The organism is Streptomyces sp. NPDC001634 (genome assembly GCF_040298185.1).
Taxonomy (GTDB): Bacteria; Actinomycetota; Actinomycetes; order Streptomycetales; family Streptomycetaceae; genus Streptomyces.
In genome coordinates this window covers 129,611-153,526 of record NZ_JBEOZU010000005.1, presented here as the reverse complement: position 1 = coordinate 153,526, position 23,916 = coordinate 129,611, and the positions used below count along the sequence as shown (strand labels likewise).

At 69.1% G+C, this 23,916-nt stretch carries 25 protein-coding genes and 2 pseudogenes; 9 read left to right on the top strand and 18 right to left on the bottom strand.

What is annotated here, in order from left to right; translation table 11 throughout:
* Positions 1-58 precede the first annotated feature (58 nt).
* The 8 genes from ABT186_RS05105 to ABT186_RS05070 all read right to left on the bottom strand — a co-directional run bounded on the left by ABT186_RS05105 (position 59) and on the right by ABT186_RS05070 (position 8,087).
* Positions 59-1,714 carry a long-chain fatty acid--CoA ligase gene (locus tag ABT186_RS05105; protein ID WP_351234494.1) on the bottom strand — a complete coding sequence of 552 codons (1,656 nt, stop codon included), beginning with the start codon at positions 1,712-1,714 and terminating at the stop codon, positions 59-61.
* Between the two features lie 121 nt (positions 1,715-1,835).
* Positions 1,836-2,390 carry a SigE family RNA polymerase sigma factor gene (locus tag ABT186_RS05100; RefSeq protein WP_351234490.1) on the bottom strand — a complete coding sequence of 185 codons (555 nt, stop codon included), beginning with the start codon at positions 2,388-2,390 and terminating at the stop codon, positions 1,836-1,838.
* A 181-nt stretch (positions 2,391-2,571) separates the two neighbouring features.
* The gene (locus tag ABT186_RS05095) at positions 2,572-3,738 is read right to left on the bottom strand and encodes a lipid-transfer protein (RefSeq protein ID WP_351923602.1); all 1,167 of its coding nucleotides are present in this window, start codon (positions 3,736-3,738) and stop codon (positions 2,572-2,574) included.
* Entirely contained in the window at positions 3,735-4,160 is a 426-nt protein-coding gene (locus ABT186_RS05090; RefSeq protein WP_502973140.1) for a MaoC family dehydratase, read from the bottom strand. Before ABT186_RS05090 ends, ABT186_RS05095 begins: the two co-directional genes overlap by 4 nt.
* The gene (locus tag ABT186_RS05085; RefSeq protein WP_351234186.1) at positions 4,157-5,209 is read right to left on the bottom strand and encodes an acyl-CoA dehydrogenase family protein; all 1,053 of its coding nucleotides are present in this window, start codon (positions 5,207-5,209) and stop codon (positions 4,157-4,159) included. The genes ABT186_RS05090 and ABT186_RS05085 overlap by 4 nt, the downstream gene beginning before the upstream one ends.
* Position 5,210: 1 nt before the next feature.
* Positions 5,211-6,209 (bottom strand): bifunctional MaoC family dehydratase N-terminal/OB-fold nucleic acid binding domain-containing protein, encoded by a 999-nt coding sequence (locus tag ABT186_RS05080; RefSeq protein WP_351923600.1) that lies wholly within the window; start codon positions 6,207-6,209, stop codon positions 5,211-5,213.
* Positions 6,206-7,462, bottom strand: a complete 1,257-nt coding sequence (locus ABT186_RS05075; RefSeq protein ID WP_351234220.1) for an acyl-CoA dehydrogenase family protein — start codon at positions 7,460-7,462, stop codon at positions 6,206-6,208. Before ABT186_RS05075 ends, ABT186_RS05080 begins: the two co-directional genes overlap by 4 nt.
* A gap of 313 nt (positions 7,463-7,775) precedes the next feature.
* A complete protein-coding gene (locus tag ABT186_RS05070; protein WP_351234189.1) occupies positions 7,776-8,087 on the bottom strand; it encodes a hypothetical protein in 312 nt (103 codons plus the stop codon).
* Between the two features lie 381 nt (positions 8,088-8,468).
* Here ABT186_RS05070 and ABT186_RS05065 point away from each other — a divergent pair, with 381 nt between their 5' ends.
* Both ABT186_RS05065 and ABT186_RS05060 read left to right on the top strand, forming a co-directional pair.
* Positions 8,469-9,338 carry a bifunctional DNA primase/polymerase gene (locus ABT186_RS05065; protein ID WP_351923598.1) on the top strand — a complete coding sequence of 290 codons (870 nt, stop codon included), beginning with the start codon at positions 8,469-8,471 and terminating at the stop codon, positions 9,336-9,338.
* Positions 9,339-9,502: 164 nt separating this feature from the next.
* On the top strand, positions 9,503-9,886 hold the full coding sequence (locus ABT186_RS05060) for a VOC family protein (protein WP_351234193.1): 384 nt from the start codon (positions 9,503-9,505) through the stop codon (positions 9,884-9,886).
* Positions 9,887-9,897: 11 nt separating this feature from the next.
* Here the strand turns inward: ABT186_RS05060 and ABT186_RS05055 are convergent, their stop codons facing one another.
* Positions 9,898-10,596, bottom strand: a complete 699-nt coding sequence (locus ABT186_RS05055) for a helix-turn-helix transcriptional regulator (RefSeq protein WP_351923596.1) — start codon at positions 10,594-10,596, stop codon at positions 9,898-9,900.
* A gap of 10 nt (positions 10,597-10,606) precedes the next feature.
* Entirely contained in the window at positions 10,607-11,335 is a 729-nt protein-coding gene (locus tag ABT186_RS05050) for a TetR/AcrR family transcriptional regulator (protein WP_351923594.1), read from the bottom strand.
* Positions 11,336-11,396: 61 nt separating this feature from the next.
* Here ABT186_RS05050 and ABT186_RS05045 point away from each other — a divergent pair, with 61 nt between their 5' ends.
* The gene (locus ABT186_RS05045; protein ID WP_351234198.1) at positions 11,397-12,374 is read left to right on the top strand and encodes a hypothetical protein; all 978 of its coding nucleotides are present in this window, start codon (positions 11,397-11,399) and stop codon (positions 12,372-12,374) included.
* Positions 12,375-12,438: 64 nt separating this feature from the next.
* On the opposite strand, the gene ABT186_RS05040 is transcribed toward ABT186_RS05045, so the two are convergent.
* The 5 genes and pseudogenes from ABT186_RS05040 to ABT186_RS05020 form a co-directional block, all read right to left on the bottom strand.
* Positions 12,439-13,224 (bottom strand): hypothetical protein, encoded by a 786-nt coding sequence (locus ABT186_RS05040; RefSeq protein WP_351923592.1) that lies wholly within the window; start codon positions 13,222-13,224, stop codon positions 12,439-12,441.
* A gap of 73 nt (positions 13,225-13,297) precedes the next feature.
* Positions 13,298-13,827 (bottom strand): annotated as a pseudogene (locus ABT186_RS05035) (GNAT family N-acetyltransferase).
* A 55-nt stretch (positions 13,828-13,882) separates the two neighbouring features.
* A complete protein-coding gene (locus ABT186_RS05030; protein ID WP_351234202.1) occupies positions 13,883-14,305 on the bottom strand; it encodes an arsenate reductase ArsC in 423 nt (140 codons plus the stop codon).
* Positions 14,306-14,332: 27 nt separating this feature from the next.
* Positions 14,333-15,076 (bottom strand): aquaporin, encoded by a 744-nt coding sequence (locus tag ABT186_RS05025; protein WP_351234204.1) that lies wholly within the window; start codon positions 15,074-15,076, stop codon positions 14,333-14,335.
* Complete coding sequence (locus tag ABT186_RS05020; protein ID WP_351923590.1) at positions 15,073-15,462, bottom strand: ArsR/SmtB family transcription factor; 390 nt, start codon at positions 15,460-15,462, stop codon at positions 15,073-15,075. The genes ABT186_RS05025 and ABT186_RS05020 overlap by 4 nt, the downstream gene beginning before the upstream one ends.
* 83 nt (positions 15,463-15,545) lie before the next feature.
* On the opposite strand from ABT186_RS05020, the pseudogene ABT186_RS05015 reads away from it, so the two are divergent.
* Positions 15,546-16,020 (top strand): annotated as a pseudogene (locus ABT186_RS05015) (ArsI/CadI family heavy metal resistance metalloenzyme).
* A 657-nt stretch (positions 16,021-16,677) separates the two neighbouring features.
* Here ABT186_RS05015 and ABT186_RS05010 read toward each other — a convergent pair.
* Positions 16,678-17,241: an IS630 family transposase gene (locus tag ABT186_RS05010; RefSeq protein ID WP_351923588.1), complete on the bottom strand. Its 564-nt coding sequence runs from the start codon at positions 17,239-17,241 to the stop codon at positions 16,678-16,680.
* Here ABT186_RS05010 and ABT186_RS05005 point away from each other — a divergent pair.
* The 3 genes from ABT186_RS05005 to alsS all read left to right on the top strand — a co-directional run bounded on the left by ABT186_RS05005 (position 17,219) and on the right by alsS (position 21,014).
* The gene (locus tag ABT186_RS05005; protein ID WP_351923587.1) at positions 17,219-17,722 is read left to right on the top strand and encodes a PP2C family protein-serine/threonine phosphatase; all 504 of its coding nucleotides are present in this window, start codon (positions 17,219-17,221) and stop codon (positions 17,720-17,722) included. The two genes, ABT186_RS05010 and ABT186_RS05005, sit on opposite strands and share 23 nt — an antisense overlap.
* A 746-nt stretch (positions 17,723-18,468) precedes the next feature.
* Positions 18,469-19,278: an acetolactate decarboxylase gene (gene budA / locus ABT186_RS05000; protein ID WP_351923586.1), complete on the top strand. Its 810-nt coding sequence runs from the start codon at positions 18,469-18,471 to the stop codon at positions 19,276-19,278.
* A gap of 50 nt (positions 19,279-19,328) precedes the next feature.
* Positions 19,329-21,014, top strand: coding sequence for an acetolactate synthase AlsS (gene alsS / locus ABT186_RS04995; RefSeq protein WP_351923585.1), 1,686 nt, complete (start codon positions 19,329-19,331; stop codon positions 21,012-21,014).
* Positions 21,015-21,511: 497 nt separating this feature from the next.
* Here alsS and ABT186_RS04990 read toward each other — a convergent pair whose 3' ends face one another.
* Positions 21,512-22,186, bottom strand: coding sequence for a YdcF family protein (locus tag ABT186_RS04990; protein ID WP_351923584.1), 675 nt, complete (start codon positions 22,184-22,186; stop codon positions 21,512-21,514).
* Positions 22,183-22,977 (bottom strand): GntR family transcriptional regulator, encoded by a 795-nt coding sequence (locus tag ABT186_RS04985; protein WP_351923582.1) that lies wholly within the window; start codon positions 22,975-22,977, stop codon positions 22,183-22,185. The genes ABT186_RS04990 and ABT186_RS04985 overlap by 4 nt, the downstream gene beginning before the upstream one ends.
* A 398-nt stretch (positions 22,978-23,375) precedes the next feature.
* On the opposite strand from ABT186_RS04985, the gene ABT186_RS04980 reads away from it, so the two are divergent.
* Together ABT186_RS04980 and ABT186_RS04975 are read left to right on the top strand one after the other, a co-directional pair.
* The gene (locus ABT186_RS04980) at positions 23,376-23,555 is read left to right on the top strand and encodes a hypothetical protein (RefSeq protein ID WP_351923580.1); all 180 of its coding nucleotides are present in this window, start codon (positions 23,376-23,378) and stop codon (positions 23,553-23,555) included.
* An 87-nt stretch (positions 23,556-23,642) separates the two neighbouring features.
* Positions 23,643-23,912, top strand: coding sequence for a DUF6284 family protein (locus tag ABT186_RS04975; RefSeq protein WP_351923578.1), 270 nt, complete (start codon positions 23,643-23,645; stop codon positions 23,910-23,912).
* Positions 23,913-23,916 lie beyond the last annotated feature (4 nt).

Sequence of the window (23,916 nt, the reverse complement as noted above, 5' to 3'; positions counted from 1 at the left end):
ACGCCGCGGGGGGCGGTGTTTCACGTGAAACACCGCCCCAACTACCGTATTTCTGACGTCAGATCGTCGTGACGTCCAGCTCGCCCGACGCGTACTGGCGGCGCAGCACCTTCTTGTCGAACTTGCCCACGCTGGTCTTGGGCACCGCCTCGATGATCGTCCAGCGCTCTGGGAGCTGCCATTTGGCGATCCTCCCTTCCTGCGCGAGGAACAGGCGGAGGGCAGCGAAGTCGGCGGTGGCGCCCTCCTTCAACACAACTGTGGCGAGCGGGCGTTCGCCCCACTTGTCGTCCGGCACGGCGACGACGGCGGCCTCGGCGACGTCCGGGTGGGACATCAGGGCGTTCTCCAGGTCGACGGACGAGATCCACTCACCGCCGGACTTGATGACGTCCTTGGCCCGGTCGGTGAGGGTGAGGAAGCCGTCGGGGCTGATGGTGCCGACGTCACCGGTCTTGAGCCAGCCGTCCTCGCTGAACTTGTCGGCGGGGCGTAGGGGTTCGGCGTCCGGGCCGTTGTAGTACGCGCCCGCGATCCACGGTCCGCGTACCTCCAGCTCGCCCGCGGACTCGCCGTCCCAGGGCAACCGCTCGCCGCCGGGGCCGGTGAGGCGGGCCTCGACGCCGGCCGGGAAGCGGCCCTGGGTGAGGCGGTAGGCGAACTCCTCGTCCGTGCCCACGGCATGCGCCGGCGGCCGGGCCACCGTGCCCAGCGGGGACGTCTCGGTCATGCCCCAGGCGTGGCAGACGCGCATACCGAGCTTGTCGAAGGCCTGCATGAGGGAGGGCGGGCAGGCCGAGCCGCCGATGGTGACCTGGGTGAGGGACGAGACATCGCGTGGCCTGGCGGTCAGCTCGGCGAGCAGTCCCTGCCAGATGGTGGGGACGGCGGCGGCGTGCGTGGGCAGCTCCTTCTCGATCATCTCGGCGAGGGGCGCGGGCTGCAGGAAGCGGTCCGGCATGAGGAGGTTGACGCCGGTCATGAAGGTGGCGTGCGGAAGGCCCCAGGCGTTGACGTGGAACTGCGGAACCACGACCAGCGAGGTGTCCTGGTCGGTCAGGCCCATCGACTGCGTCATGTTGACCTGCATGGAGTGCAGGTAGATCGAACGGTGGCTGTACACCACGCCCTTGGGGTCGCCCGTGGTACCGGAGGTGTAACACATGGCGGCGGCCTGGCGTTCGTCGATCTCCGGCCAGTCGAACGTCGTGGGCTTGCCCGCGATCAGTTCCTCGTACTCGTGCACCTGTGCGCGGGCACCGTCGAGGAGCGAGCGGTCACCGGGGCCGGACACGACGACATGCTCGACCGACGGGAGGTGCGGGAGAAGCGGGGCGAGCAGCGGCAGCAGCGAGCCGTTGACGATGACGACCTTGTCGGCGGCGTGGTTGACGATCCACACCAGCTGTTCGGCGGGCAGGCGAAGGTTCAGCGTGTGCAGGACCGCGCCCATGGAGGGGATGGCGAAGTACGCCTCGACGTGCTCGGCGTTGTTCCACATGAGCGTCGCGACCCGGTCGTCGCCTTGGACGCCGAGGTCGTCGCGGAGGGCGTTCGCGAGCTGCACGGCACGGATCCCGGCCTCGGCGAAAGTGCGGCGCTGCGGCTCGTCCTCGCCCGTCCAGGTGGTGATACGGGACGTCCCGTGCACCAGCACTCCATGGACAAGGATGCGGGTGACGGTCAGCGGTACATCCTGCATGGTGCTCAGCACAGCGTCCTCCGGGGCGGCATTGCCTACGGGCGGGTAGGGGGTTGCGCTGATTCTGCGCACATACCACTCGGTATGTCACTAGCCCCGGACATGATCGATCAACGCCCGTCCCCTTCGGTGGCTATCGCACCGGCTCCAGCTCGGGGTCCTCGCGGAGCTTGCCCAGGGCCCGGGACACCGCCGATTTGACCGTGCCGATGGAGACGCCGAGCACCTCTGCGGTCTGGGCCTCGCTCAGGTCCTCGTAGTAGCGCAGGACCACCATCGCCCGCTGGCGTGCGGGCAGTTTCATGATCGCCCGCCACATGGCGTCGTGCAGCGCCTGGTCCTCGGCCGGGTCCGCGGCGGGCAGCCCCTCCGGCTCGGGCAGCTCGTCGCAGACGAACTCGTCGACCTTGCGCTTGCGCCACTGCGAGGTCCGTGTGTTCAGCAGCGCCCGGCGTACGTACCCGTCGAGCGCGCGGTGGTCCTCGATCCGCTCCCAGGCGACGTACGTCTTGGCCAGCGCGGTCTGCAGCAGGTCCTCCGCATCGCTCGGGTTCGCGGTCAGCGATCGTGCGGTGCGCAGCAGCACCGGCTGGCGCGCCTGCACATACGAAGAGAACGACGGGTATGAAAGGGTCTGCCTCGCGGATGCAACGGCGTTCGAAGCGCTGGTGCAGACGGGTGTGGTCATGGCTCCACGCTAGGTTCGCCACCCGTTCCGGCGGATCGCCCGCAGGTCCCTAAGCGGTCTCCGCCTCAGGTTGTAGGCGGAGTGCTGCCCCCACCTCCTGAAGGTGGACGAGCAGGCCCCAACCCTTGCGGGTTCACCCCTGAGAGACGAGTACCAGGGCAGTAGCCGGCCGCGCGCAGGTTCATCCGTCGGCCGTCAGGACCAGGCCCGACGTGGGCACGCCGGTGCCCGCGGTGACCAGGGTGCGGGCGGCTCCGGGTATCTGGTTCGCCGCCGTGCCGCGCAGTTGCCGTACAGCCTCAGCCATGCCGTTCATCCCGTGCAGATACGCCTCCCCCAACTGCCCTCCATGCGTGTTCAGCGGCAGCCTCTCCGCGGCCACGAAGTCAGCGGCGGCGCCCGGCTCGCAGAACCCGAACTCCTCCAGCTGCATCAGCACGAACGGCGTGAAGTGGTCGTAGAGGATGCCCACGTCGATGTCCGCGGGCCCCATCCCCGCCGTCCGCCACAACTGACGGGCCACCACGGCCATCTCCGGCAGCCCGGTCAGGTCGTCCCGGTAGAAGCTGGTCATCTGCTCCTGTGCGCGGCCCGACCCCTGGGCGGCGGCCGCGATCACCGCGGGCGGGTGCGGCAGATCACGCGCCCGCTCCACGGAGGTGACCACCAGCGCCTGGCCGCCGTCCGTCTCCTGGCAGCAGTCGAGCAGCCGCAGCGGCTCCACGATCCAGCGCGAGGCCGCGTGGTCGGCGAGCGTGATGGGTCTGCCGTGGAAGTACGCCGCCGGGTTCGTGGCCGCGTACTTGCGGTCCACGACGGCCACATGCCCGAACGCCTCGGGGGTCAGTCCGTAGGTGTGCAGATAGCGCTGGGCCGTCATCGCCACCCAGGACGCCGGGGTGAGCAGCCCGAACGGCAGTGACCACCCCAGCGCCGTCCCCTCCGCCGACGGCTCGCGGTGCTGCACCCCGGAGCCGAAGCGACGGCCCGAGCGTTCGTTGAACGCTCGGTAGCAGACCACGACCTCGGCCACCCCCGTCGCCACCGCCAGCGCGGCCTGCTGGACCGTCGCGCAGGCCGCCCCGCCCCCGTAGTGGACCCGGGAGAAGAAGGACAGCTCGCCGATCCCGGCCGCCTGGGCCACGGTGATCTCGGGGTTGGTGTCCATCGTGAACGTGACCATGCCGTCCACGTCCGCGGGCCGCAGCCCCGCATCGTCCAGCGCGGCCCGCACCGCCTCCACCGCCAGCCGCAGCTCGCTGCGTCCCGAGTCCTTGGAGAACTCGGTGGCGCCGATCCCGACGACCGCCGCCCGCCCGCCGAGGGCGTCCTTCGTCCGTACGCTCATCCGGCACCCCCGCCCGGGAGGGTGACCGTTACCGTGCCCGTGACGTGCCTGCCGATGCCGTTCGCCCCGACCACCTTCACCGTGGCCGTGTCCCCGTCGACCTCCTCGACCGTGCCGGTCAGCACCATCGTGTCGCCCGGGTAGTTGGGAGCGCCGAGCCGTATGGCCACCCTGCGCAGGACCGCGCCCGGGCCGAAATGGTCCGTCACGTACCGCCCGACCAGGCCGTTGGTCGTCAGGATGTTCATGAAGATGTCGGGGGAGCCCTTCCCCCGGGCGAGCTCCGCGTCGTGGTGCACGTCCTGGTAGTCGCGGGACGCGATCGCCCCGGCCACGATCAGCGTGCGCGTGATCTCGATCTCCAGCGGTGGCAGCTGCGTCCCCGCCCGCAGCACGCCCGCCTCCGGTCCACCGGTCCTCATTCCGCCCCCTCTCCGTTCACGATCAACTCCCCCAGCTCCTGAAGCACTTCGCTGCCGCACCCCAGGTAGGCGTCCAGCTGCCGCCCCCACAGGAAGTGCCGGTGGACCGGGTGCTCCAGATCGGCGCCCGTACCGCCGTGCAGATGCTGGCCCGTGTGCACGACCCGCGCCCCCGCCTCCGACGCCCACCACCCGGCGGTCAGCGCGTGGGTGGCGTACGGCAGGCCGGCGTCGCGGCGCCAGGCCGCCTCGTATGCCGTCACCCGTATCGCCTCGGCGTCCATGTACGCGTCGGCGGCCTTGAGCTGCACCCCCTGCTTGGCGGCGAGCGGGCGTCCGAACTGCTCCCGCGTGTTCGTGTGCGCCACGGCCCGCGCCAGCGAGCCCGCGCACACCCCGGCCTGCAGCCCCGCGAAGGCGACACGGGCGGTGGCGAGCACGTCGGCGTACGCGTCCGGTGATCCCAAGGGCTCCGCGGGGGCACGGTCGAGCGTCAGTCGCCCCGCCGACCAGGGCGCCGTCAGCTCCACCGGTGCGCACCCGGCGTCGGCCGTCCGCACCAGCCACAGCCGGAGCCGGTCGTCCGCCACGAGCACGTGCGTCGCGGCCTGCAGCCAGGGCACGACGGGTACGGTGCCGGTCAACTCCCCGCGCGCGTCGGCCCGTACGACGTGCGCGTCCGCCCGTACGGCCCCCGTGGAGGGCAACGCCCCGGTCACCACCACCGCGCCGTCCCCGATCCCTGGCAGCAGCCGCTCCCGTTGCTCGGCCGACCCGTGGGCAGTGACCGCCAGCAGCCCGAACACACAGCTCGCCGCATACGGCACCTGGGCCGTCGTCCGGCCCTGCTCCTCCAGGAGGAGCACCAGACCGAGGAGGCCGACGTCCGCCACCGCCGTGACCAGCCCGGCCGCGCACAGCGCCTTCCACAGCTCGGCGTCGCTGCCGGTGGCCACGGCCGCGAGGCGCTCGGGGCTCGAGAGGTCGCCGAAGATCCGCGCGGCGAGATCGCGGGCCGCCGTCTGCTCCTCGGTGGGCGTGAAGTCCATGTCAGCCCCCGTCCCCGTCCTGGGCCCGGAACACCGGAAGCTCCAGCTCCTCGTCGTACCGGACGAATTCGAGGCGTACGGGCATGCCGATGCGCACCTTGTCGTACGGCACGCCGATCACGTTGCTGACGATCCGGACGCCCTCCGCCAGCTCGATCAGCCCGACGGCGTAGGGACCCGCCGCGTCAGCGGCATGATCGGATGCGCTGAAGGCCGGGAAGGGCGGGTGGTGCATGACCACGTACGAGTAGACCGCCCCCTCGCCGCTCGCCTCGACCGTGTCCCACTCCAGGCAGCCGCATGCGTTGCACCCGGGCAGCCAGGGGAAGCGCAGGGTGCCGCAGCCGGCGCACCGCTGGATCAGCAGCCGGTGCCGGCCCACGCCCTCCCAGAACCCGGCGTTGTCCCGGTTGATCACCGGCCGGGGCCTTCTGCCGCCGGGCCTCCCGCGCGCGGGCGCATACTTGAGGATCCGGAACCGGTGGGTTCCCACCGGCTCACCGTCCACCCGTACGTCCATGCGGGTCGTCACGAAGTACCCGGTGCCGAGCTTCGTCCGCTTCCGGTCCGAGACCGACTCGATCACCGCGTCGAAGGTGACCTCGTCCCCGGGCCGCAGCGGGCGCAGATACTCCTGCTCGCAATCAGTGGCGACGACCGAGGTGCAGTCGGCCTCGTCGAGCAGTCCCAGCAGCTCGTCGTACGCCTCCGTGCGTCCCGCATGCCCGGAGAGACCGCCCATCGTCCACACCTGGAGCATGGTGGGCGGCGCGATCGCGTCCGGGCCGGTGTACGCGGGGTTGGTGTCGCCCATCGCCTCGCACCAGTGGCGGATCATGGGCTCATTGACCCGGTCCTTGCCCACACTCCCCACCGCGGCGGGCCGCCCCTCGTACGCCTTCAGCCGCGCGGCGAACTCCTCCTCCGCCGTCCGCCGCCCGGCCACCGCGTCCCCGCCCGTCAGCCGTGCCGCCAGCTCCGCGTCGCCCCCTGCGCTCATCGTCGCCCCCTCCGCATCCCGAGCCGCATCGTCGCGACGATCTCCCGCTGCACCTCGCTCACCCCGCCCCCGAACGTGTTGATCTGCGCCGCCCTGTTCAGCCGCTCCAACTCGCCGTCTCCGAACGCCCCCGGCGAGCCCGCCCGCACCAGCGCCGGCACTCCCACGATTTCCTGACACATGCGATACGTCGCGACAGTCGATTCCGTTCCCGCGAACTTCACCCCGGCGGCGTCGCCGGGGGCCAGCCGGCCGGCCCCCACATCCCCCACCAAACGCCAGCTGAGCAGGCGGTTCGCCGCCAGCCGGGCATGCACCTCGGCCAGCCGAAAACGCACCCACGGCTCGTCAACACGACGTCGGCCGGTCACCGGATCAGGCGTACGGGCCGCCTCCAGCGCGGCCGCGTAGAAATCCTCGGCCTGCATACCGAGCGCGGCGAGTGCGACCCGCTCGTGGTTGAGCTGGCTGGTGATGAGCCGCCAGCCGCCGTGCTCCTCGCCGACGAGGTTCGCGGCGGGCACGCGGACCCCGTCGTAGTACGTGGCCGTCGTGGTCAGCCCGCCCACGGTCTCGATCGGCGTCCAGGAGAACCCGGGAGCGCCCGTGGGGACGAGGAGGATCGAGATGCCCTCGTGCCGGGGCGCCTCGGGATCGGTCCGGCAGGCGAGCCAGATCCATTCGGCGTGCTGGGCGTTGGAGGTGAAGATCTTCTGGCCGTCGATCAGCCAGTGCCCGGCGCCGGGGTCCTCTCCGCTGTCCGCGCCGCCGACGTCCGTCCGGACCCCGGCACCGCCGCCTCCGGGCACCCGGGCCTCGCCGCCACCTCCGGCCACCCGCACGGCCCGGGTCCGCAGGGACGCGAGGTCGGTGCCGGCCGACGGCTCGGTGTAGCCGATCGCGAAGACAACCTCTCCGCTGAGGATCCGCGGGAGGAAGTACGCCTTCTGCTCCTCGCTCCCGTACGTCATCAGCGTCGGCCCGACAGTGTTCAGCGTGACCATCGACACCGGGGCGCCCGCGCGGTACGCCTCGTCGAAGAACACGAACTGCTCGTCAGCGCCGCGCCCTTGGCCGCCGTACGCAACGGGCCAGCCGAGGCCGAGCAGCCCGTCGGCGCCGATGCGGCGCAGCAGCGCCCGGCGGCGGGCGCCGTCGGCCGGTGGCGGCGGCCCGTCCGGCATCAGGTCCCGGAAGTACACACGGAGTTCGGCGCGCAGCCGCTGCTGGCGCGCGGTGGGGGCGAGGTGCACGGCGGGGCCCTCCCGGTGGCCAAGGGTCATGACCAAAGAGATTTCTGACTGTCCGTCAGATACGGTCGGCTGTCAAGGTCGCCGCGGCCCCGCGAAGTCCGGAGCGCACGCGCGCGTGCGGCATCAGTGCGGGCACGCGCGTGGGGCAGTTGTTGCGGGCACGCGCGTGGCGCAGTTGTTGCGGGCACGCGCGCGTGGACAGCGAAAACGTCCGCGCGGCGGCACCGAAGCACCACCGCGCGGACGCATGATGACCCAAGAAAGCACACCCACACGGGAATTCAGGGCCGATGGCAGCGCATCGGCCCATCGCTCACCACAGCCTGGTGAAATGGATGGCCACGATCTCACTCCGCTGGTTGATGGCCGTGAACGCCGAGCAGTTCACCTGAGCGGTGTTGCTCAAGGCCGAGGCGCCGGAGCCGACCGCCTGCTGCTGCGTGGTCGACGAGTTGCCGTTGTTGTCGTGTCCGACTCCGCTGCCGAAGATGCTCGCGGCTGCCGCGTTCGATCCGTCGTCCGCGAACCCGCCGTTGTCTGCCGAGGCGACGCCCGTGAAGAGGGCCGCGGCGAGGGGCAGGGCCGCGACGGCAGCGAGGACGCGGGCGGTACGGATGCTTGCCATGTATTTCCTCCAGAACCAAGTAAGGCTGATTCCAAGGCAGTTGGCCGACGGCCTCGGACGGTGCGCGACGTCGCGACTTCAGAGTTGCCCACCGAATCCCCGACGAATCACCCTGGAAGCCGCGATTCGTCCTCAAGCGTGAGGACATGTCTATAAACCCCTTTCGCGACCTTTTCCCGGCTCGTTCGCGGTTCGTGCGCGCTTCGTTCGTGACTCGAGCGCGCTTGGTTCGTGGCTCGTGCGCGCTTCATTCGTGGCTCGTACGTGGTTCGTACGCGCTTCGTTCGCGGATCGCCGGCTGCTCTTCGCGGGCCTTCGGACGCCACGCCGAACCTGGCCGACCCCCTTCCCTTTTTCGAACACAAGTACGAACATGGAGGCATGGCCACCATAGACCGGCAGGCCACCACCCTGGCCCTGGCCCACGCGCTGTCCGCCGCGGAGCGCGGACTCGCGGTGATCCCGCTGTCCCGGACGAAGCTGCCGGCCCTGCGCTCCCCCCACCGACACGACCCCGATCGGACGTCACCCGCCTGCCACGGCGAATGCGGACGCTTCGGCCACGGGGTCTACGACGCCTCCACCGACCCCCGCCGCATCCGCGAGCTCTTCGCCGCCGCCCCCTGGGCCACCGGCTACGGCATCGCCTGCGGTCTGCACCCCCACCACCTCATCGGCATCGACCTCGACACCAAGTCCGGAACCGACTCCTCGGCGGCCCTGCGCGAACTCGCGCTGCGCCACCTGTTCACCATCCCCGCGACTGTGGTCGTGCTGACTCCGAGCGGCGGCCGCCACCTGTGGCTGAGCGGCCCGCCGCACATCGTCGTGCCGAACTCGGCAAGCCGCCTGGCCCCCGGTATCGACGTCCGCGGCGCGGGCGGCTATCTGGTCGGCCCCGGCTCGCGCACCGAACACGGCATGTACAGAACGGCGCCGGGCACCGCCCATCTGGCGCCCGCACCCTGCCCGCCCGCCCTGCTGCGCCTGCTCACACCCCCTCCGCGCGCACGCCACACCACGCCCTCCTCGACCGGCCGGCACGGCCAGGGCCTGGTCCAGTTCGTCCTCGCCGCCCACGAGGGCCAACGCAACACCCGCCTCTTCTGGGCCGCCTGCCGGGCGTACGAGAACGGGTTCGGCCCCGACCTGGCCCCCGCGCTGGTCGACGCGGCGGTCCGTACCGGCCTCACGGAACGCGAGGCCCTCTCGACGGTGGCGTCGGCGGCCCGGATGACGGGGCGGCCGTAACCGCTCAGGGGGACCCGGGGCGGCCGTAAACCGTTCGTGCTCGTCGACGCCACGCTTCGAAGCGGATCGGGCGTGCTCGCGAAAACACCGACAGGGGGTTGTCGCCGCCGCCCTCGAAGGTGGGACGAGCCGGGACACGCCCGGCGCCACACGAGAGGGACGACATGCCTGGATTCAACGGCATCGGCTGGTTCGAGATCGGCACCGACGATCCGGCGGCAGCGATGCGGTTCTACGGTGACGTGTTCGGCTGGACGGTTTCGCATGACGACACGAAGAGCACGGACCCGGCGTACCAGATCTTCACCACGGGCGACGCGGAGGGGCTGCACGGTGGACTCTTCGCGACAGAAGGGAAGTTGCCCAACTATGCGATCTTCAGCGTGCTGGTCGAGGACGTCGAGAGCACATGCCGACGGGCCGAAGAGGCGGGCGGCCGGGTCCAGCGTGGACCGGAGGTCAACCCGGTCGGGGTGACGTTCGCGCACCTGCTCGACCCGGCCGGTAACCACTTCTCGGTGTTCAGGCCGCCGTTCGTCCAGCCCTGAGCCGCCGTCCGTCAGCTCAAGGTGAGTTGATGGACGACCCCATACGGGATGTCGAGGTCCTCGCTCCGCAGCGAGCGCGGTGCGGGTACCTCGGCGGTGACCGAGACCGAGGTGATCCGGTCGGTGCGGAAGACGCGCAGGGCGTCGCGCAGTCGGCACCAGGCCACCAGATACCAGTGGGTTGCTCTGCCGACATAGCCGAGTGGTTCGATCTCGCGCATTGTGGCGGCTCCCTCGCGGTCGCCGTAGCCGATGCGCAGGACGCGGCGGGTGGACAGCGCATCGGCCACCATGCGCGGCACCGACGGCGTGGTGCCTTCGTCGCCGAGCAGGTGGATACGGCCGGCCAGGTCGCGGGCCGCGGCGGCGTCGTCGACCTGCATCGCCGTGACCAGCTTGCGCAGCGCCGAGCCCGCGGCCGCCTGGAACGGCGTGCCCTCCAGCCGCCGCAGCGCAAGCGCCAGCGCGACGGCCTCGTCCGGCGTCAGGTTGGCCGGCGGCAGCGTGCGCGCCTTGTCGAGGCAATAGCCGCCCGTGCGGCCGGGCTCGGCATAGACCGGCACCCCCGACTGCTGCAACGCATTGATGTCCCGTTCGATCGTGCGCACGCTGACCTCGAAACGACCGGCCAGCCAGCGCGCACTTCTCGGGCGAGGTGCGACAGCCCGCAACTCCTCCACCAGGGCGTAAAGCCGATCGGTACGGTTCACGCGCACCAACTTACAAGCCGGTGTGGAGTCCGGAACAGAGCAGGTTGAATGCCTGAAGTGCCGCCGGGGCGACCGTGTTGCGGGCGCGTGCAGGTAGTTCGCCGGACATGACGCGTCGTTGGATCTCGCGCAGCACTGCCCGGTGCGCCCCGGCGATGGCACCTGCGAGGAGCGCCGGCATCGGCTGGTCGGAGCCGTTCGGTGCACTGGCGGTGTTCGGTGCACTGTTCGTGTGCGATGTACTGGCCGCGTTCGGTGCACTGGCCGCGTGCGATGTACTGGCCGCGTTCGGTGCACTGGCCGTTCTCGGCGGATGCTGAGCCAGGGCAGTTGCCAGAGCGGCCTCGGCGCGTTCGCCGATCTCGCGTTCGCGGGCGCGCAGTGCGGGGCTGTCGTGGATGACCTGCCAGAACCTGAGCGCGCCGGGGTGAAGCCCGAGCATGGGGTCGTCCTGCTGAAGGGCGGACAGCAGGTCGTCGCGGATGATCTCCACCGGGCAGGCGCCAGGTGGGCGGTCGCGCACCAGGGTGGCGAGATGGCCCTCGACCTCGGCCTGGCGGTCGAAGAAGAGGTCTTCCTTGGCAGGGAAGTAGTTGAACACGGTGTTGGTGGACACGCCCGCGTGTTGTGCCACCTGGGCGACCGTGACCTGGTCGAAGCCGTGCTCCATGAACAGCGTCAGGGCCGCGTCGGCGATCGCCGTACGGGTTTGCTGCTTCTTGATCTCTCGAAGGCCCATGCCTGAATGATAGTGTCACAACAAATTTGGAGTGACACCAATATTTTGGGGTGGGGCGAGCATGACCTTGACCTTCGGTATCTATCCCGGCGGGCTTCTGGGCGATGACCGGGGCATCGTCCACCCGGTCAGCCCGGACGTGCCGGACCGCATCACCAAGGCGCTCGACGAACTGCAAGGCGACACGGCCACGCTGTCGGTCCGCGCCTACCGCCCGTTCGCCGCTACCGTGACACCGCAGGAGCCGCCCACGCCCGCCGCCCCGCAGACCTACCTCCGGAACGGCCGCAAACTGGACCTCGTACTGCAGTTCCGCGAGCCGTCCGGCGAGCTGGACGGATGGTTGGAGTTCGTCCGCGAAGCCGTCCGGACCGGCGGACCGCATCTGGCGTCCGTCCAGATCTGCGAAGAACCCAACGCCGACCTGCCCGTGCTCGACGGCAGCACCCCCAACGTCCTGAACGCGCTCGTCCAGGGGGTCATCGCGGCCAAGCAGGAGGCCAGGGTCCTGGGCCACGGTCCGGCGGTCGGTTTCAACGCCGTGCCGACCTTCGATCCGGCCGACACCTTCTGGTCGGAGCTCGGCGCCTTGGCCGACGAGCGCTTCCTGCAGAGCCTGGACTACGTCGGCCTGGACTTCTTCCCGGACGTGTTCCGGCCCATCGCTGCCGACCAGTTGGCCGGAGCGGTCATCGCGGTCCTCACGGCGTTTCGCCGCACCACCCTGCCGAAGGCCGGCATCCCGGACACCGTCGCGATCCGCATCTGCGAGAACGGCTGGCCCACCGGCCCCGGACGCACCGAGCAGCAACAGGCCACGACCCTCGAGACTGTTGTCCGGACCGTGGCCGCCCTCGCCGCCGAACTGAACATCGACGGATACTCGTTCTTCGCCCTGCGGGACGCCGACAGTAACGCCGAGGGGATTTTTCATCGCTTCGGTCTTCTGCGCGACGACTACACGCCCAAACCGGCCTTCGACACCTATCGGCAACTCATCGACGAACTGGGCAACCCGCCGGCCCACTCGGCCCGGTGAGTGCTCGACCTACTTACGGAAGCCCCGTCCCCGACGAGGTGCGTGCCCCATTGTCGACCTGAAATCAGGGTTCGTAGCAGGGCTCAACGCCGGACGGGAAGCCGTAGATCCCCGGGGCGCTGACGGCGCCGTCCGGGATGTCGAGGGGGCAGATGCTCCAGTCCCGGGCGATCCGCATCACATGGTCTTCTCGGGGCATGGCTGCGGACCAGGCGTCCCATTCGGGGTCCTGCCAGTCCTGCCATCCGTCTTCGAGCCGGCGCTGTCCGACACCGAGTTCCATCTCGACGTCGGTGGGTTCGCCGACATGCAGAGGAACTTCGCCGCGCTCGCCGATGTAGCAGTAGGCGCGGGTCAGCCTGCCGGATTCGACCTTGGCCCAGGCGTGACAGTCGCCGATACGGTCGGTGGCGAAGTACTGGACATCCCCAAGGTGCGTGCTCAGCGTCTGAAGCCAGGTGGGGAAGCGTGGATCGGTGGCGTCCGTTCCGGGAGTCAGATGGATCCGACCGTGGGCGATCGTCCAGTCGGGGACCGGCCTGGCCACGAAGACTCCCTGCCGGTAGGCAGCGCTGGTGCCGCCCGTCCAGTCCACGATCCGCCGGTGCTGCAGGCCAAGGGCGTCGGCGACCTCCTCAGGCGCGGCGTCCTGCACAGCGAGCCATGATGTCTTGCTCACGGCCATGACCACACCGCCCACACCCACCACGGCTGCCGCAGCGGACTCCCAGCGCAACTGACCGCCTACGCGTCGGCTCCGGGACGGCCCGCCCAGCTGACGGCCTACCACCATCTGCATCAGATTGACCAGGGCGATCACACCGAAGAGCGCGCTGACGCATATCTGCACGCGCGGACGATAGCGGACCTGCAAGCCGAGCCCGCCGTATGGCTCCGCAGATCGCTTGATCAAGATCACCGGGCTATGCCAGGTACACGGCAGGAGAGCGGGTTCGTGCCCGCAGCGTGCCCGGTCCAACGGGAAGTGGCGGGGACTCGCGGGGAACGACGGCCACAGCGCCACTGGCCTGGTGTCGGCCGATGCGTTCACGGGTGCCGATGACATGGAACCCTGCCTTGCGGTGTAGGGCGAGGCTGCTGGTGTTCTCGGGGAAGATGCCGGACTGGATGGTCCAGACGCCCGCTGCCTCGGTCGAGATGATCAGAGCCCGCAGCAGGGCTGAACCGATGCCCCGGCCGCCGGCGTCGGGGCGGACGTACACCGAGTGTTCGACAACGCCTGCAAACACACACCGACGCGTTCGACGACGCCTGCATACACGCACCGATCGGACACGGGCGCGGCTGCGACCCAGCCCAGCACCTCGCCCGCCTCGTCGACGGCGACGTCCCGGTGCTGGGGCAGCTTGATGGCGTCGAATTGTTCCCAGGAGGGCGCAGCTGTTTCGGAGGTGGCGTTGCCCTCGTCGATGCCGAGTTGGTAGATCGTCAGGACCTCGTCGGCATGCTCGGGGCCCGTGTCGCGCTGCGAACTCCGGTCGCCGCACTCACCCTTGGCTCGCCGGGGCGATCTCGTCGAGCAGGTGGCGGATGCGCTTTTCGATCTCGTCGCGGATCGGGCGGACGGCGTCGACGCCCTGTCCGGCCGGGTCGGGGAGCTCCCAGTCGAGGTAGCGCTTGCCGGGGAAGACGGGGCAGGTGTCGCCGCAGCCCATCGTGATGACAACGTCGGACGCCTGAACGGCCTCGACGGTGAGCACCTTGGGCACCTCGGCGGAGATGTCGATGCCTGCCTCCGACATCGCTTCGACGACGGCCGGGTTGACCGTGTCGGCCGGTGCCGACCCGGCGGAGCGGACCTGTACGCGGTCGCCTGCGAGGTGGGTGAGGAACGCGGCGGCCATCTGGGAGCGCCCGGCGTTGTGGACGCACACGAACAGCACGGACGGCCGATCAGCGGGAGTGGTCATGGCAGGTGTCTTTCCAGGCGAGTCAGGTCAGGGGAGGGTGGGGGCGGCGAGTTCGGGTTCGCCCTGAAGCGGGACGGTGCGGGCCTGCGCGGGTGCCGGGCGTCCGAACACCGCAATCACCAGGCCCAGCCCCAGCACGGCGCCGGCCGGCTGGGCCGCGATGAACGGGCCGAGCGAGCCGGGGGCGATGCCGGCGAAGGTGTCCGTGAACGCGCGGCCGATGGTGACCGCCGGGTTCGCGAACGAAGTGGAGGACGTGAACCAGGAGGCCGCGCCGATGTAGGACGACACGGCGACGGGGCCGGAGTGAGCGCGGTCGGTGCGGACCAGTCCGAAGATCAGCAGGACGAGTCCGGCGGTCGCGACCACCTCGCCCAGCCACAGGTGAGAGGCGGAACGGTCAGGGGTGGACCACCGCACAAGCGGCTTGCCGAACATCGCATCGGCCACGATGGCCCCTGCGATGGCTCCCGCGATCTGGGCCGAGAGGTACGCGGCGACGTCCCGTGCGGTCAACCCGTCGTTGCTGCGGCGGCCGGTGAACCAGGCCGCGAGCGTGACGACCGGGTTGAAGTGCGCGCCCGGGACCGGCCCCAGGAGCGCGATGAGCACGCCCAGACCGAACACGGTGGCCAGAGAGGTGGCCAGCAGTTGCACGCCGACATCCCGGGTCAGCTCGGTGGCCTGGATTCCGGAGCCGACGACCACCGCGACCAGGGCGGCCGTCCCCACGGCTTCGGCGAGGGCCCGGCGCGCCAACGGGGCACTCACGCGCCCACCTCGGCCGTCTGAGACGCCTTCAGGAACACGGCGAGCCGGTCAAGGGTGGCAGGCAGGACCCAGTAGTAGACCCAGGTACCCCGGCGCTCGCAGTCGATCAGACCGGCCTGCCGCAGCAGCTTGAGGTGGTGGGAGATCGTCGGCTGGGACAGGTCGAAGGCCGGGGTCAGGTCACACACGCAGACCTCACCGCCAGCCCGCGAAGCGATCATCGACAGCAGGCGCAGGCGTACGGGGTCGCCCAGCGCCTTGAACAGTTTCGCCAGATCAGCGGCCTGGTCCTCGTCCAGTGGTGCGGTCACCAACCCCGGGCAGCACGCGTCGCTCTCGTCGCTCTCGTCGCTCTGTCCGAGCACCACAAGCTCTTGCTTCGCCATCCGTCTATATTGACGCCCTTCGATCCAAGTCACAAGCTTATATGTATCGACAGACATCAATACAAGCCGATGGGAGCCTTGCCATGTCCCGCGCTCAGCTCGCCCTGCGTGTCAGCGACCTCGAAGGGTCGATCGCCTTCTACTCGAAGCTCTTCGGCACCGAACCGGCCAAGCGGCGCGAGGGCTACGCCAACTTCGCCATCGCCGAGCCCCCCGCTCAAGCTCGTCCTGATCGAGGGCGAGCCCGGCCGGGAGACCCGCCTCGACCACCTCGGCGTCGAGGTCGAGTCCACCGAGCAGGTCACCGCCGCCACCAGCCGCCTGAAGGACGCCGGCCTGGCCACCTTCGAGGAGAACGACACCTCCTGCTGTTACGCCCTCCAGGACAAGGTGTGGGTCCACGGCCCCGGTCAGGAGCCCTGGGAGGTCTACGTCGTCAAGGCCGACGCCGACACCCTCGACAAGAGCGCCGACCCCAACGCGACCGGTGACGGCTGCTGCACCAGCCAGGCCGGCGAGGAAGCACCGACAGCAGTCGGATGCGCCTGCGGGCAGTGAGTCGATGGCCCGATCCGACGCCACTCGCACGTCTCAACTCGCTCCAGAAGCCGTGCCCCAGTCGTGCGCGTTCAGACGGGAAACCCCAGTCGTGCCCGTTCAGACGGGGAACAACGGGGAACAGCGGGTACCCACGGACACCGGGCAGTAGAACGGCCCCGACCGATACGCCTGGTCAGGGGCCGTTCACCTACGCGGTGGGTGTGGGATTTGAACCCACGGTGGCTCGCGCCACGACGGTTTTCAAGACCAGTGTGATTTCCACGGCCAGGCGTGCTTTGACCTGCGCCTTAGGTGCCCTGGGTCGCATCGTCCGGATCATGCTGGCCAGAGGATGGCCGCGGGAAGCCATCCCAGCCCGGATCTGTCCCCAATGCCTCGGTAGTTCACCCGCACTGCGTGGCCCCACTGCGGTTCTCGCCGACACCCGCTTTAGGAGTTCATTCACAGCTACGTGCGTGCTGCCGCATTGCTACTCCAAGGGCTCAAGGCTGTCCCCTGCTGCCGCCAAGGTCCCGGTGCGTACGCCGCTGTTGCCGTCATCTTCTGCCGTCAGGAGGCGCAAAGCATCGGCATCCTGTACGTCACCGCTGTAGAGCACGACCTCACCGAGATGGGCCCTCCCACGGGTCCTAGTGTCTCGTGATCCTGTTTGTGTCAGTTCGCATTGTTATTGACGAGTTTCCTCACACTGGTCGCAACAAGTCGGACCTTCGCGAGAATCTCGTCGGCTGTCGCGGTCCAGGTGAAGGGCTTCGAGTTGGCGTTCCAGGAGTCGATGTAGTCACGGATCTGCTTGATCAAGACGTGGACGCTGGAGAACGTTCCTCGACGAATCGATTGCCGTGTGATGATCCCGAACCAGGTCTCGATCTGGTTCAGCCACGAGGAGCCAACGGGGGTGAAGTGGAAGTGCACGTCAGGGTTCTTCGCCAGCCATGCCTTGACGTCCGGGGTGGTGTGCGTGGACAGGTTGTCCAGCACGATATGGATCTCCTTGCCGGCGTGGGGCTTCACCGCCTTCTTCAAGAAGGCCAGGAAGGTCGCGCTGTTCCGGTTCGGCTTGCACTCGCCGAACACCTCGCCGGTGGCGACGTTCAAAGCCGGCAGCAAATTCGTGGTGCCGTGCCGCACATAGTCGTGTGTGCGCTTCTCGGTCGGCGACGCCCAAGGGCACGACGTGGACGCCGCCGCAGCCATGGGACAGGTGCGCGCCTCCATGCGCGCGATCGCCGCCCACGTACCGGATCCCGCAACCGTGCTGACGCGCACCAACGAGCTGCTCGTCACGATGGGCACGGCACGATTCGCCAGCTGCACCATCCTGCACCTCGACCCGCGCGACGGACGGGTCACCGGCGCCAGCGCCGGCCATGTACCGGTGCTGTACGCGCGCAAGGACGGCAGCCACAGCATCCGCGAGCTGCCGGGCGGGCCGGTCCTGGGAGTCGTGCCCGGCACCGAGTACCGCGAGGAGACCTTCACCCTGGACGAGGACAGCGCGCTGGTCCTGGTTACTGACGGCGTGGTCGAAGGACCGGGCCTCACATTGGACGCCGGACTGGAGCGCGCCGGAACATTGGCCGGCGGGGCCCTCCACGACGGACTGAACGCCGAGGAGACCGCCGACCGCATCCTCGACGCCGCGGTCGCGGTTGACCACCTCGACGACGTCGCCGTACTGGTCATCCGACGTACATGACTGCGTCAAGCCGGCGGGGCGCCATCAATCGGTCGATGACGACGCCCACGCTGGCGCAGGCTTTGAGATCCAGCCTCATCCTTATCAGGTCGATCAAGGGGCCTACCAACGTCGGCCAACCGTCCGTGCGCCTCGGCCGACCATTCCCTGGCGTCCGGCCTCGACCGCCGCTGTTCGTGCTCGTTGGTGTCAGCCGCTGATGTCAGCAGCCGCAAGCGGTCTTGACGAACATCATGTTCACATCCTTCAGGGAGACCCGTGAACAGCAAGTTCGGCTCCGACTAGAAGCCGAAAAAGTGAAGGGCCGGGTCTCTGACCTGCGGCCGTGTCATCGATCAACGCTGCGACCTGCCACCTGCGACTTGGCTGTCGGTGGTTGTCAGCGCTGGTCGTTGTTGAGCGCCCTTACACGGCCCCGAGACGGCCCCAGGAGGACGCGCCGCAGCTGACTTACCAGCCTCGCTACCGTTCGGTGAGTTCCTCCGTGTCCTGGCGGGCGAGGAGCACAGACGTCGAATCCATGGATGGCTCCATTTGGGCAGCTCGGAGGTCAGATCGCTCCGCTTGCGTGCCATGCAGGATGCGGACAGCATGTTGCAGGAGCGAAACATCAGGATTTATCCCTGCGCGCTGCAACATTGACTACTCTCCGTGATGCCAAGGCATCGGCAAAGGCCGGACAGCGCCCGTGTACGCGGCCCTCCCGGCGCACGGATGTTCGCCCAGGGAAATGGGAGAGGCGAAGCATGACGGTAGAGGAAAGCCCGCGGGATCGCTTCCGAAGGTTCGTCCGCACCGTTCTGTCGCACTGGAACGGCGGCAGCGGTGCCGGTCACGACGCCGACCGGGCCCGGCAGGTCTACCAAAGCTCCACCATGGGCGCGCTCATAGACGGCGTATACGAGGGCGACGCGTCAGTCGCGCAGCTGCTGCGGCACGGGGACTTCGGATTGGGCACGTTCAACCGGCTGGACGGCGAGATGCTCGTCCTGGACGGGGTGTGCTACCACCTGCGCGCCGACGGCTCCGCGGAGGTCGCCGCCCCCGGGGACCTGTCGCCCTTTGCGGCCATGACCTGGTTCAGCGCCGACACGACGAGAGAAGTGGCATCCCCGACGACCCGGAGCGAGCTGACGGCGGTCATCGACGGCATGGTGCGCAGCCCCAACCTCATTTACGCCATCAAGATCACCGGTCACTTCGGCGAGGTCCGCACCCGAACCGTGCACAAGCAGGAACCGCCCTACCCGCCCCTGACCGAGGCCGCCGAAGGGCAGGCCGAGACGACCTTCACCGATGTGGCGGGCACCCTGGCGGGCTACCGGACCCCTGACTACGAGCAGGGCATCTCCGTGGCCGGCTACCACCTGCACTTCATCGACAACGCGCACGAGCGCGGTGGTCACTGCCTTGACTTCAGGCTCGATCACGGAACGATCGCTCTCACCGAGCGCTCCGAATTGCATCTCAGCATGCCGACGACGGAGCAGTTCCTCAGCTCAGACCTCACCCCCTCCAACCTCGCGGACCAGATCCGCCAGGCGGAGGGCGGCTGAAGTCCACCCCCCGGACCTTCTCTCCATCTCAAAGAGGGGCTTGCATTCCTATGCCCGAGTCAGAAGTACGTGCCGCCCAGCGTGCGGTCGATGTGCTGTCGGCGTACGGCGTAAGCCACGTCTTCGGAGTGCCCGGCGCGAAGATCGACGCGATCTACGACGCCCTGGTGGACGGCGGTCCCCAGCTGGTCGTGTGCCGCCACGAACAGAACGCCGCTTTCATGGCGGCGGCCGTCGGCCGATTGACCGGTGTTCCGGGCGCCATCGTGGTGACCTCCGGTCCGGGTACGTCCAATAGCGTGACCGGGCTGCTCACCGCGAACACTGAACACGATCCGGTGGTCGCCTTGTGCGGCGCGGTGCCCCGCGCCGACCGTCTCAAGCGCAGCCACCAGTCCATGGACGCCACGGCCGCCCTCAAGCCGTTCACGAAGTACACCGGCGAGGTCAACGACGCCGACAACGTGCCCGAAGCGGTCGCCAACGCCCTCCGCGCGGCTCTCACCGAACCCCGGGGATCCGCCGCGGTGGTGCTGCCCTCCGACGTACTGGCGACACCCACCAGCGCCAGCATCCCCCGGGCCTTTCCCGTCCCCGCTCAAGGCGCGGCACCGGCCGACAGCATCGAGTACGCGTCCCGGCTCATCCGGGACGCCAAGCGCCCGGTGATCCTCGTCGGCGTCCGGGGCGCGGGACCCGAAGCGTGCGCGGAGCTCCGCGCCCTCCTCGAGGCCACGGATCTGCCTGTGGTGGAGACGTTCCAGGCGGCCGGGGTGGTCTCCCGGAAACTGGAGGACCACTATCTCGGCCGTGTCGGCCTGTTCCGCAACCAACCGGGCGACATCGTCATCTCCCATGCCGACGTCCTGGTGACCATCGGATACGACGCCGTCGAGTACGACCCGAAGCTGTGGAACACCGATCCGACCCGTACTGTCGTCCACATCGACGCCGTCCCCGCGAACGTCGACAACCACTACCAACCCGCGATCGAGCTGCGCGGGGACGTTGCCGCGACCCTGCGCGCCCTGGCCGGCCACGTGTCGGGGCTGACCCTGGACGCCGAAGTACTCGGCGAGCTCGCCGAGCAGCGCCGCGCGCTGAAGGAGGCAGACGAAGGGGCACGCTCGGCGAACCACACGGAGGCCGGCCTCAACCCGGTGGCGGTCATCCTCACGCTGCGCGACATGGTGGACGACGACGCGACCGTCACCTGCGACGTCGGCTCCAACTACATCTTCATGGCGCGTCACTTCCGCACCTACAAACCGCGCCACCTGCTGTTCTCCAACGGTCAGCAGACGCTCGGCGTGGCCCTGCCGTGGGCCATGGCGGCCTGCATGGTGCGTCCCGGCAAGCAGGTCGTGTCCGTCTCCGGCGACGGCGGCTTCCTGTTCAGCGCCCAGGAGTTGGAGACCGCCACGCGGCTCGGTCTGCACTTCACCCACGTGATCCTGCGGGACAACAGCTACGACATGGTCCGCTTCCAGGAAAAGCTGAAGTACGGGCGGACCTCGGGCGTCCAGCTCGGCGACTACGACATCGCTCAGTACGCCGGCGCCTTCGGCGCCCACGGCTACCGGGTGGAGACCGAGGAGCAGTTCGCCGAGGTCCTTGGCGAGGCCCTGTCGCGGGAGGCCCGGGTCCAGCCCGGCGTCACCATCATCGACGTGCCCGTCGACTACACCCGCAACACCGAACTCTTCGCCCAGCTCCACGAAGGCGTCCTCGAGTAACCCGCACCCACCGATCACTCGCGGAGGGGATCGGGACCCCCCTCACCCCAGCTTCCATCCCGTCCGCCTTCGGCCCACACACCGTGGAGCGGGCGTGGTTCAGGGCGTCAAGGTGGAGCGCGCCACTGTACGAACGACCTTGACGCCCTGGGCCGCGACTGCTCGGCTCTGCCTGGGCCGAAGGCGGACGGGATGGGAGCTCCACGACGCTCGCCAGGCACCGGCCGGCACCCGCGAACGGTGCCCGTCCATCCCGGTGCCGTAGCGCCCCCGCCGGAGGCATGTCCTTGAGCAGCTGATCAGGTCTCTACTCAGGGCCGTAATTTGCTGCGGCCCCAGGGGCCCGGCCTGGGCGCCGAAGGCGCAGAGGGCCGGGCACAAGGGGCCAGCCCGCGCTTGAACCCTGTGAAGAAGGTTGTACCTCAGTCGCTGGCTCGTCGCCGGCACCCGCCTGTGAGACGCGCGGGCGATCGGTGCAGTCCTGCCGCCCCGCGGCCTCACACATCAGGACGGGCGGCAACGTCGGCTGGCAGGAGTCGGCTGGTGAAGCCCTCGCCACACAGCCGCTCGTAGGCGGCAACGACGGCATCCGGCACTTCCTGTTCGATGGCCGCACCCAAGCCGGGGAAGACGAGCACGCGTTGCAGGGCGCCCACGATCATGTCGATCACCATGCGAGCGTCTCCGATGGAGTCGGCGTACTCCTCCAGCCCCATCGACGTGGACGCACACACCGCTTCGACCTCGGGCCAGAGCTTCCGCATCATGGCGTACGAGCGTCGCTCTTCGTACGGCTTACTCACGAGCAGGACGGACGAGACCTTGACGCCGGCGTCTGCCAGCACCGCTTTCGTGAACTCGATGTTCTCACCGGTACTCGTCGCTCGCGGCTCCAGGAGCACCGCCGAGTCGGGTACGCCGAGCTGCAACGCTCGCTCGCGGTAGTGGACAGCCTCACCGCGTGGCATGCGCGCCCGGGTCGTGGGGCTGGTGGACCCCGTGAACACGATGACCGGCGCCATGCCCTGGTGATACAGCTCCGCCGCGACGTCAGCCACCCCCAGATCGTGACTGCCCAGACCAACGGCCACTGAGCAGGGCCGTAGGTCGTGGTGCATGCGGTGGTAGTCCCACAGAATCCGGGCATCCGCCCATACCTGTGCCGAGATCATTCCTGTCCCTTCCTGTCCTGTGCTGAGTCCGGAACCTTGAAGTCGTACTCCCACGCGAATCGAGAAGCCGAGTGGACGCCCACGGCGAACTCGACCACGGTGCCGTCTGCCGTGTAGGTCGTCCTGTGCAGCTCGACTACGGGTTCACCGACGGGGAGCTGGAGAAGCTGCACCTCGTCAGCCGTGGGGTTGCGAGCGAACAGGGCTTCTCTCATGTGGTCGATCTCGTATCCGGCGTCGTAAAGGACCCGGTACCCGCCACCACGGCCGGCAGGGCCCGGGGTCGGGTCAACGATGCGCGTCCCCTCGACGTGCTCCGGCCTGTAGTAGCTGGTCAGAGTGTGAGTCGGCTGCGTCCCCTCCTTCACGAGACGCGCTCGCGCATACACCTCAGAGCCAACTGGGACACCGAGCCCTTCCGCCACCAGGGCGTCTGCCTGGACGCGGCTCACCGTCTGCGTCTGCTCGTCACGCTTGTACGCGCGACCAGATGCGACGCGGTCAGCGATGAACGCGACCTCGTCGCCGTCGCGCCACTTCGCCTTGTCGTACCGCGCGATGCCGAGCCGCTTCAGCGGAGTACGCGGACGCACCACGGTGCCGTGTCCGCGCGTCGAGGTCACCAGACCTTCAGCCTCCAAAGCCTTGTACGCCTTGTGGACGGTCTCCTTGGAGCCTTCCCCCGCCTCGACCAGGTCTCTGATCTGGGGCAACTGGGCGCCCGGCGGATACTCACCGCTCTTGATCTTCTCCGCAAACCTGTCCGCCAGGTCGCGCCACTTCGGTGCCACGCAGAACTCCTCTCAACGCGAACCAGTGAAGCACAGTCCTAGGACTGTTGACAGTCCCAGGACTGCGTGCCATCTTCTTCTCAGGTCGCCCGCAGTCCTAGGACAGCGGGCCGGAAGGGGCCTTCTTTGGGCTGCCTTCAGGCCGTGCGGTTCGGGATAGCTCGCTTCCACTTGGGGCCCTGAGCTGCTGGGTCCTTGACAGCTTCACACAGGGAACTGCCGGTAACCCGTGGTCCGCCTGCCCGAAGGGGTCGGAAACAAGGCGGAGAAGACCGGCGTGCCCCGTACGGCAGCCCGACCGGTTCGAGTCCGGTCCGGGGCACCGCGGCCCCTCGCTCATGGCCGCTCTTTCCGCTGCATCCCAGATGCAGCATCACCTGTGAGACGGGAGATCTCGCATGAAGCGCAGCTACCGCTTCACCGCCACCGTCACGGACCTCGACACCGGCAAGCGCGAGCAGGTCACGGACACGGCGCACTTCGACCACCCAGTCAGCAGGGCGGACGCCTTGACCGCGATCCGCAACGAGCTAAGCCGTCAGCGGCGCCCCGGCACCGGCATCACCATCACCGACTGACCACCCACCCACAACGGCGCGCGCCCCGGAGCGGCAACTCCGGGGCGCTGTTCGGGCCGTTCCACTGCTGAGAGGAACCACGACCCAATGGACCACATCGTCACTGTTCAGGACGTTGTTACCGCGTTCGCCGACTGGATGGAGCCGACGGACGCGGAGCTGAACGCCATCGAGCTGGAGTTGCCCGCGATCCTCGCGGACGTCGACCTGATCGACGCGCAGATCATCACCCTCGACCGCACGCCGACCGAGCTGGACACCCAGCGCATTCGCCGCGCCCGGCGCCGCCTGCTCGCCGCCCGCCGGGACCTGGCCAACCGCACCGCCGGCGCGAGCATGCCGGGGGGCGCCGCGTGAGCGC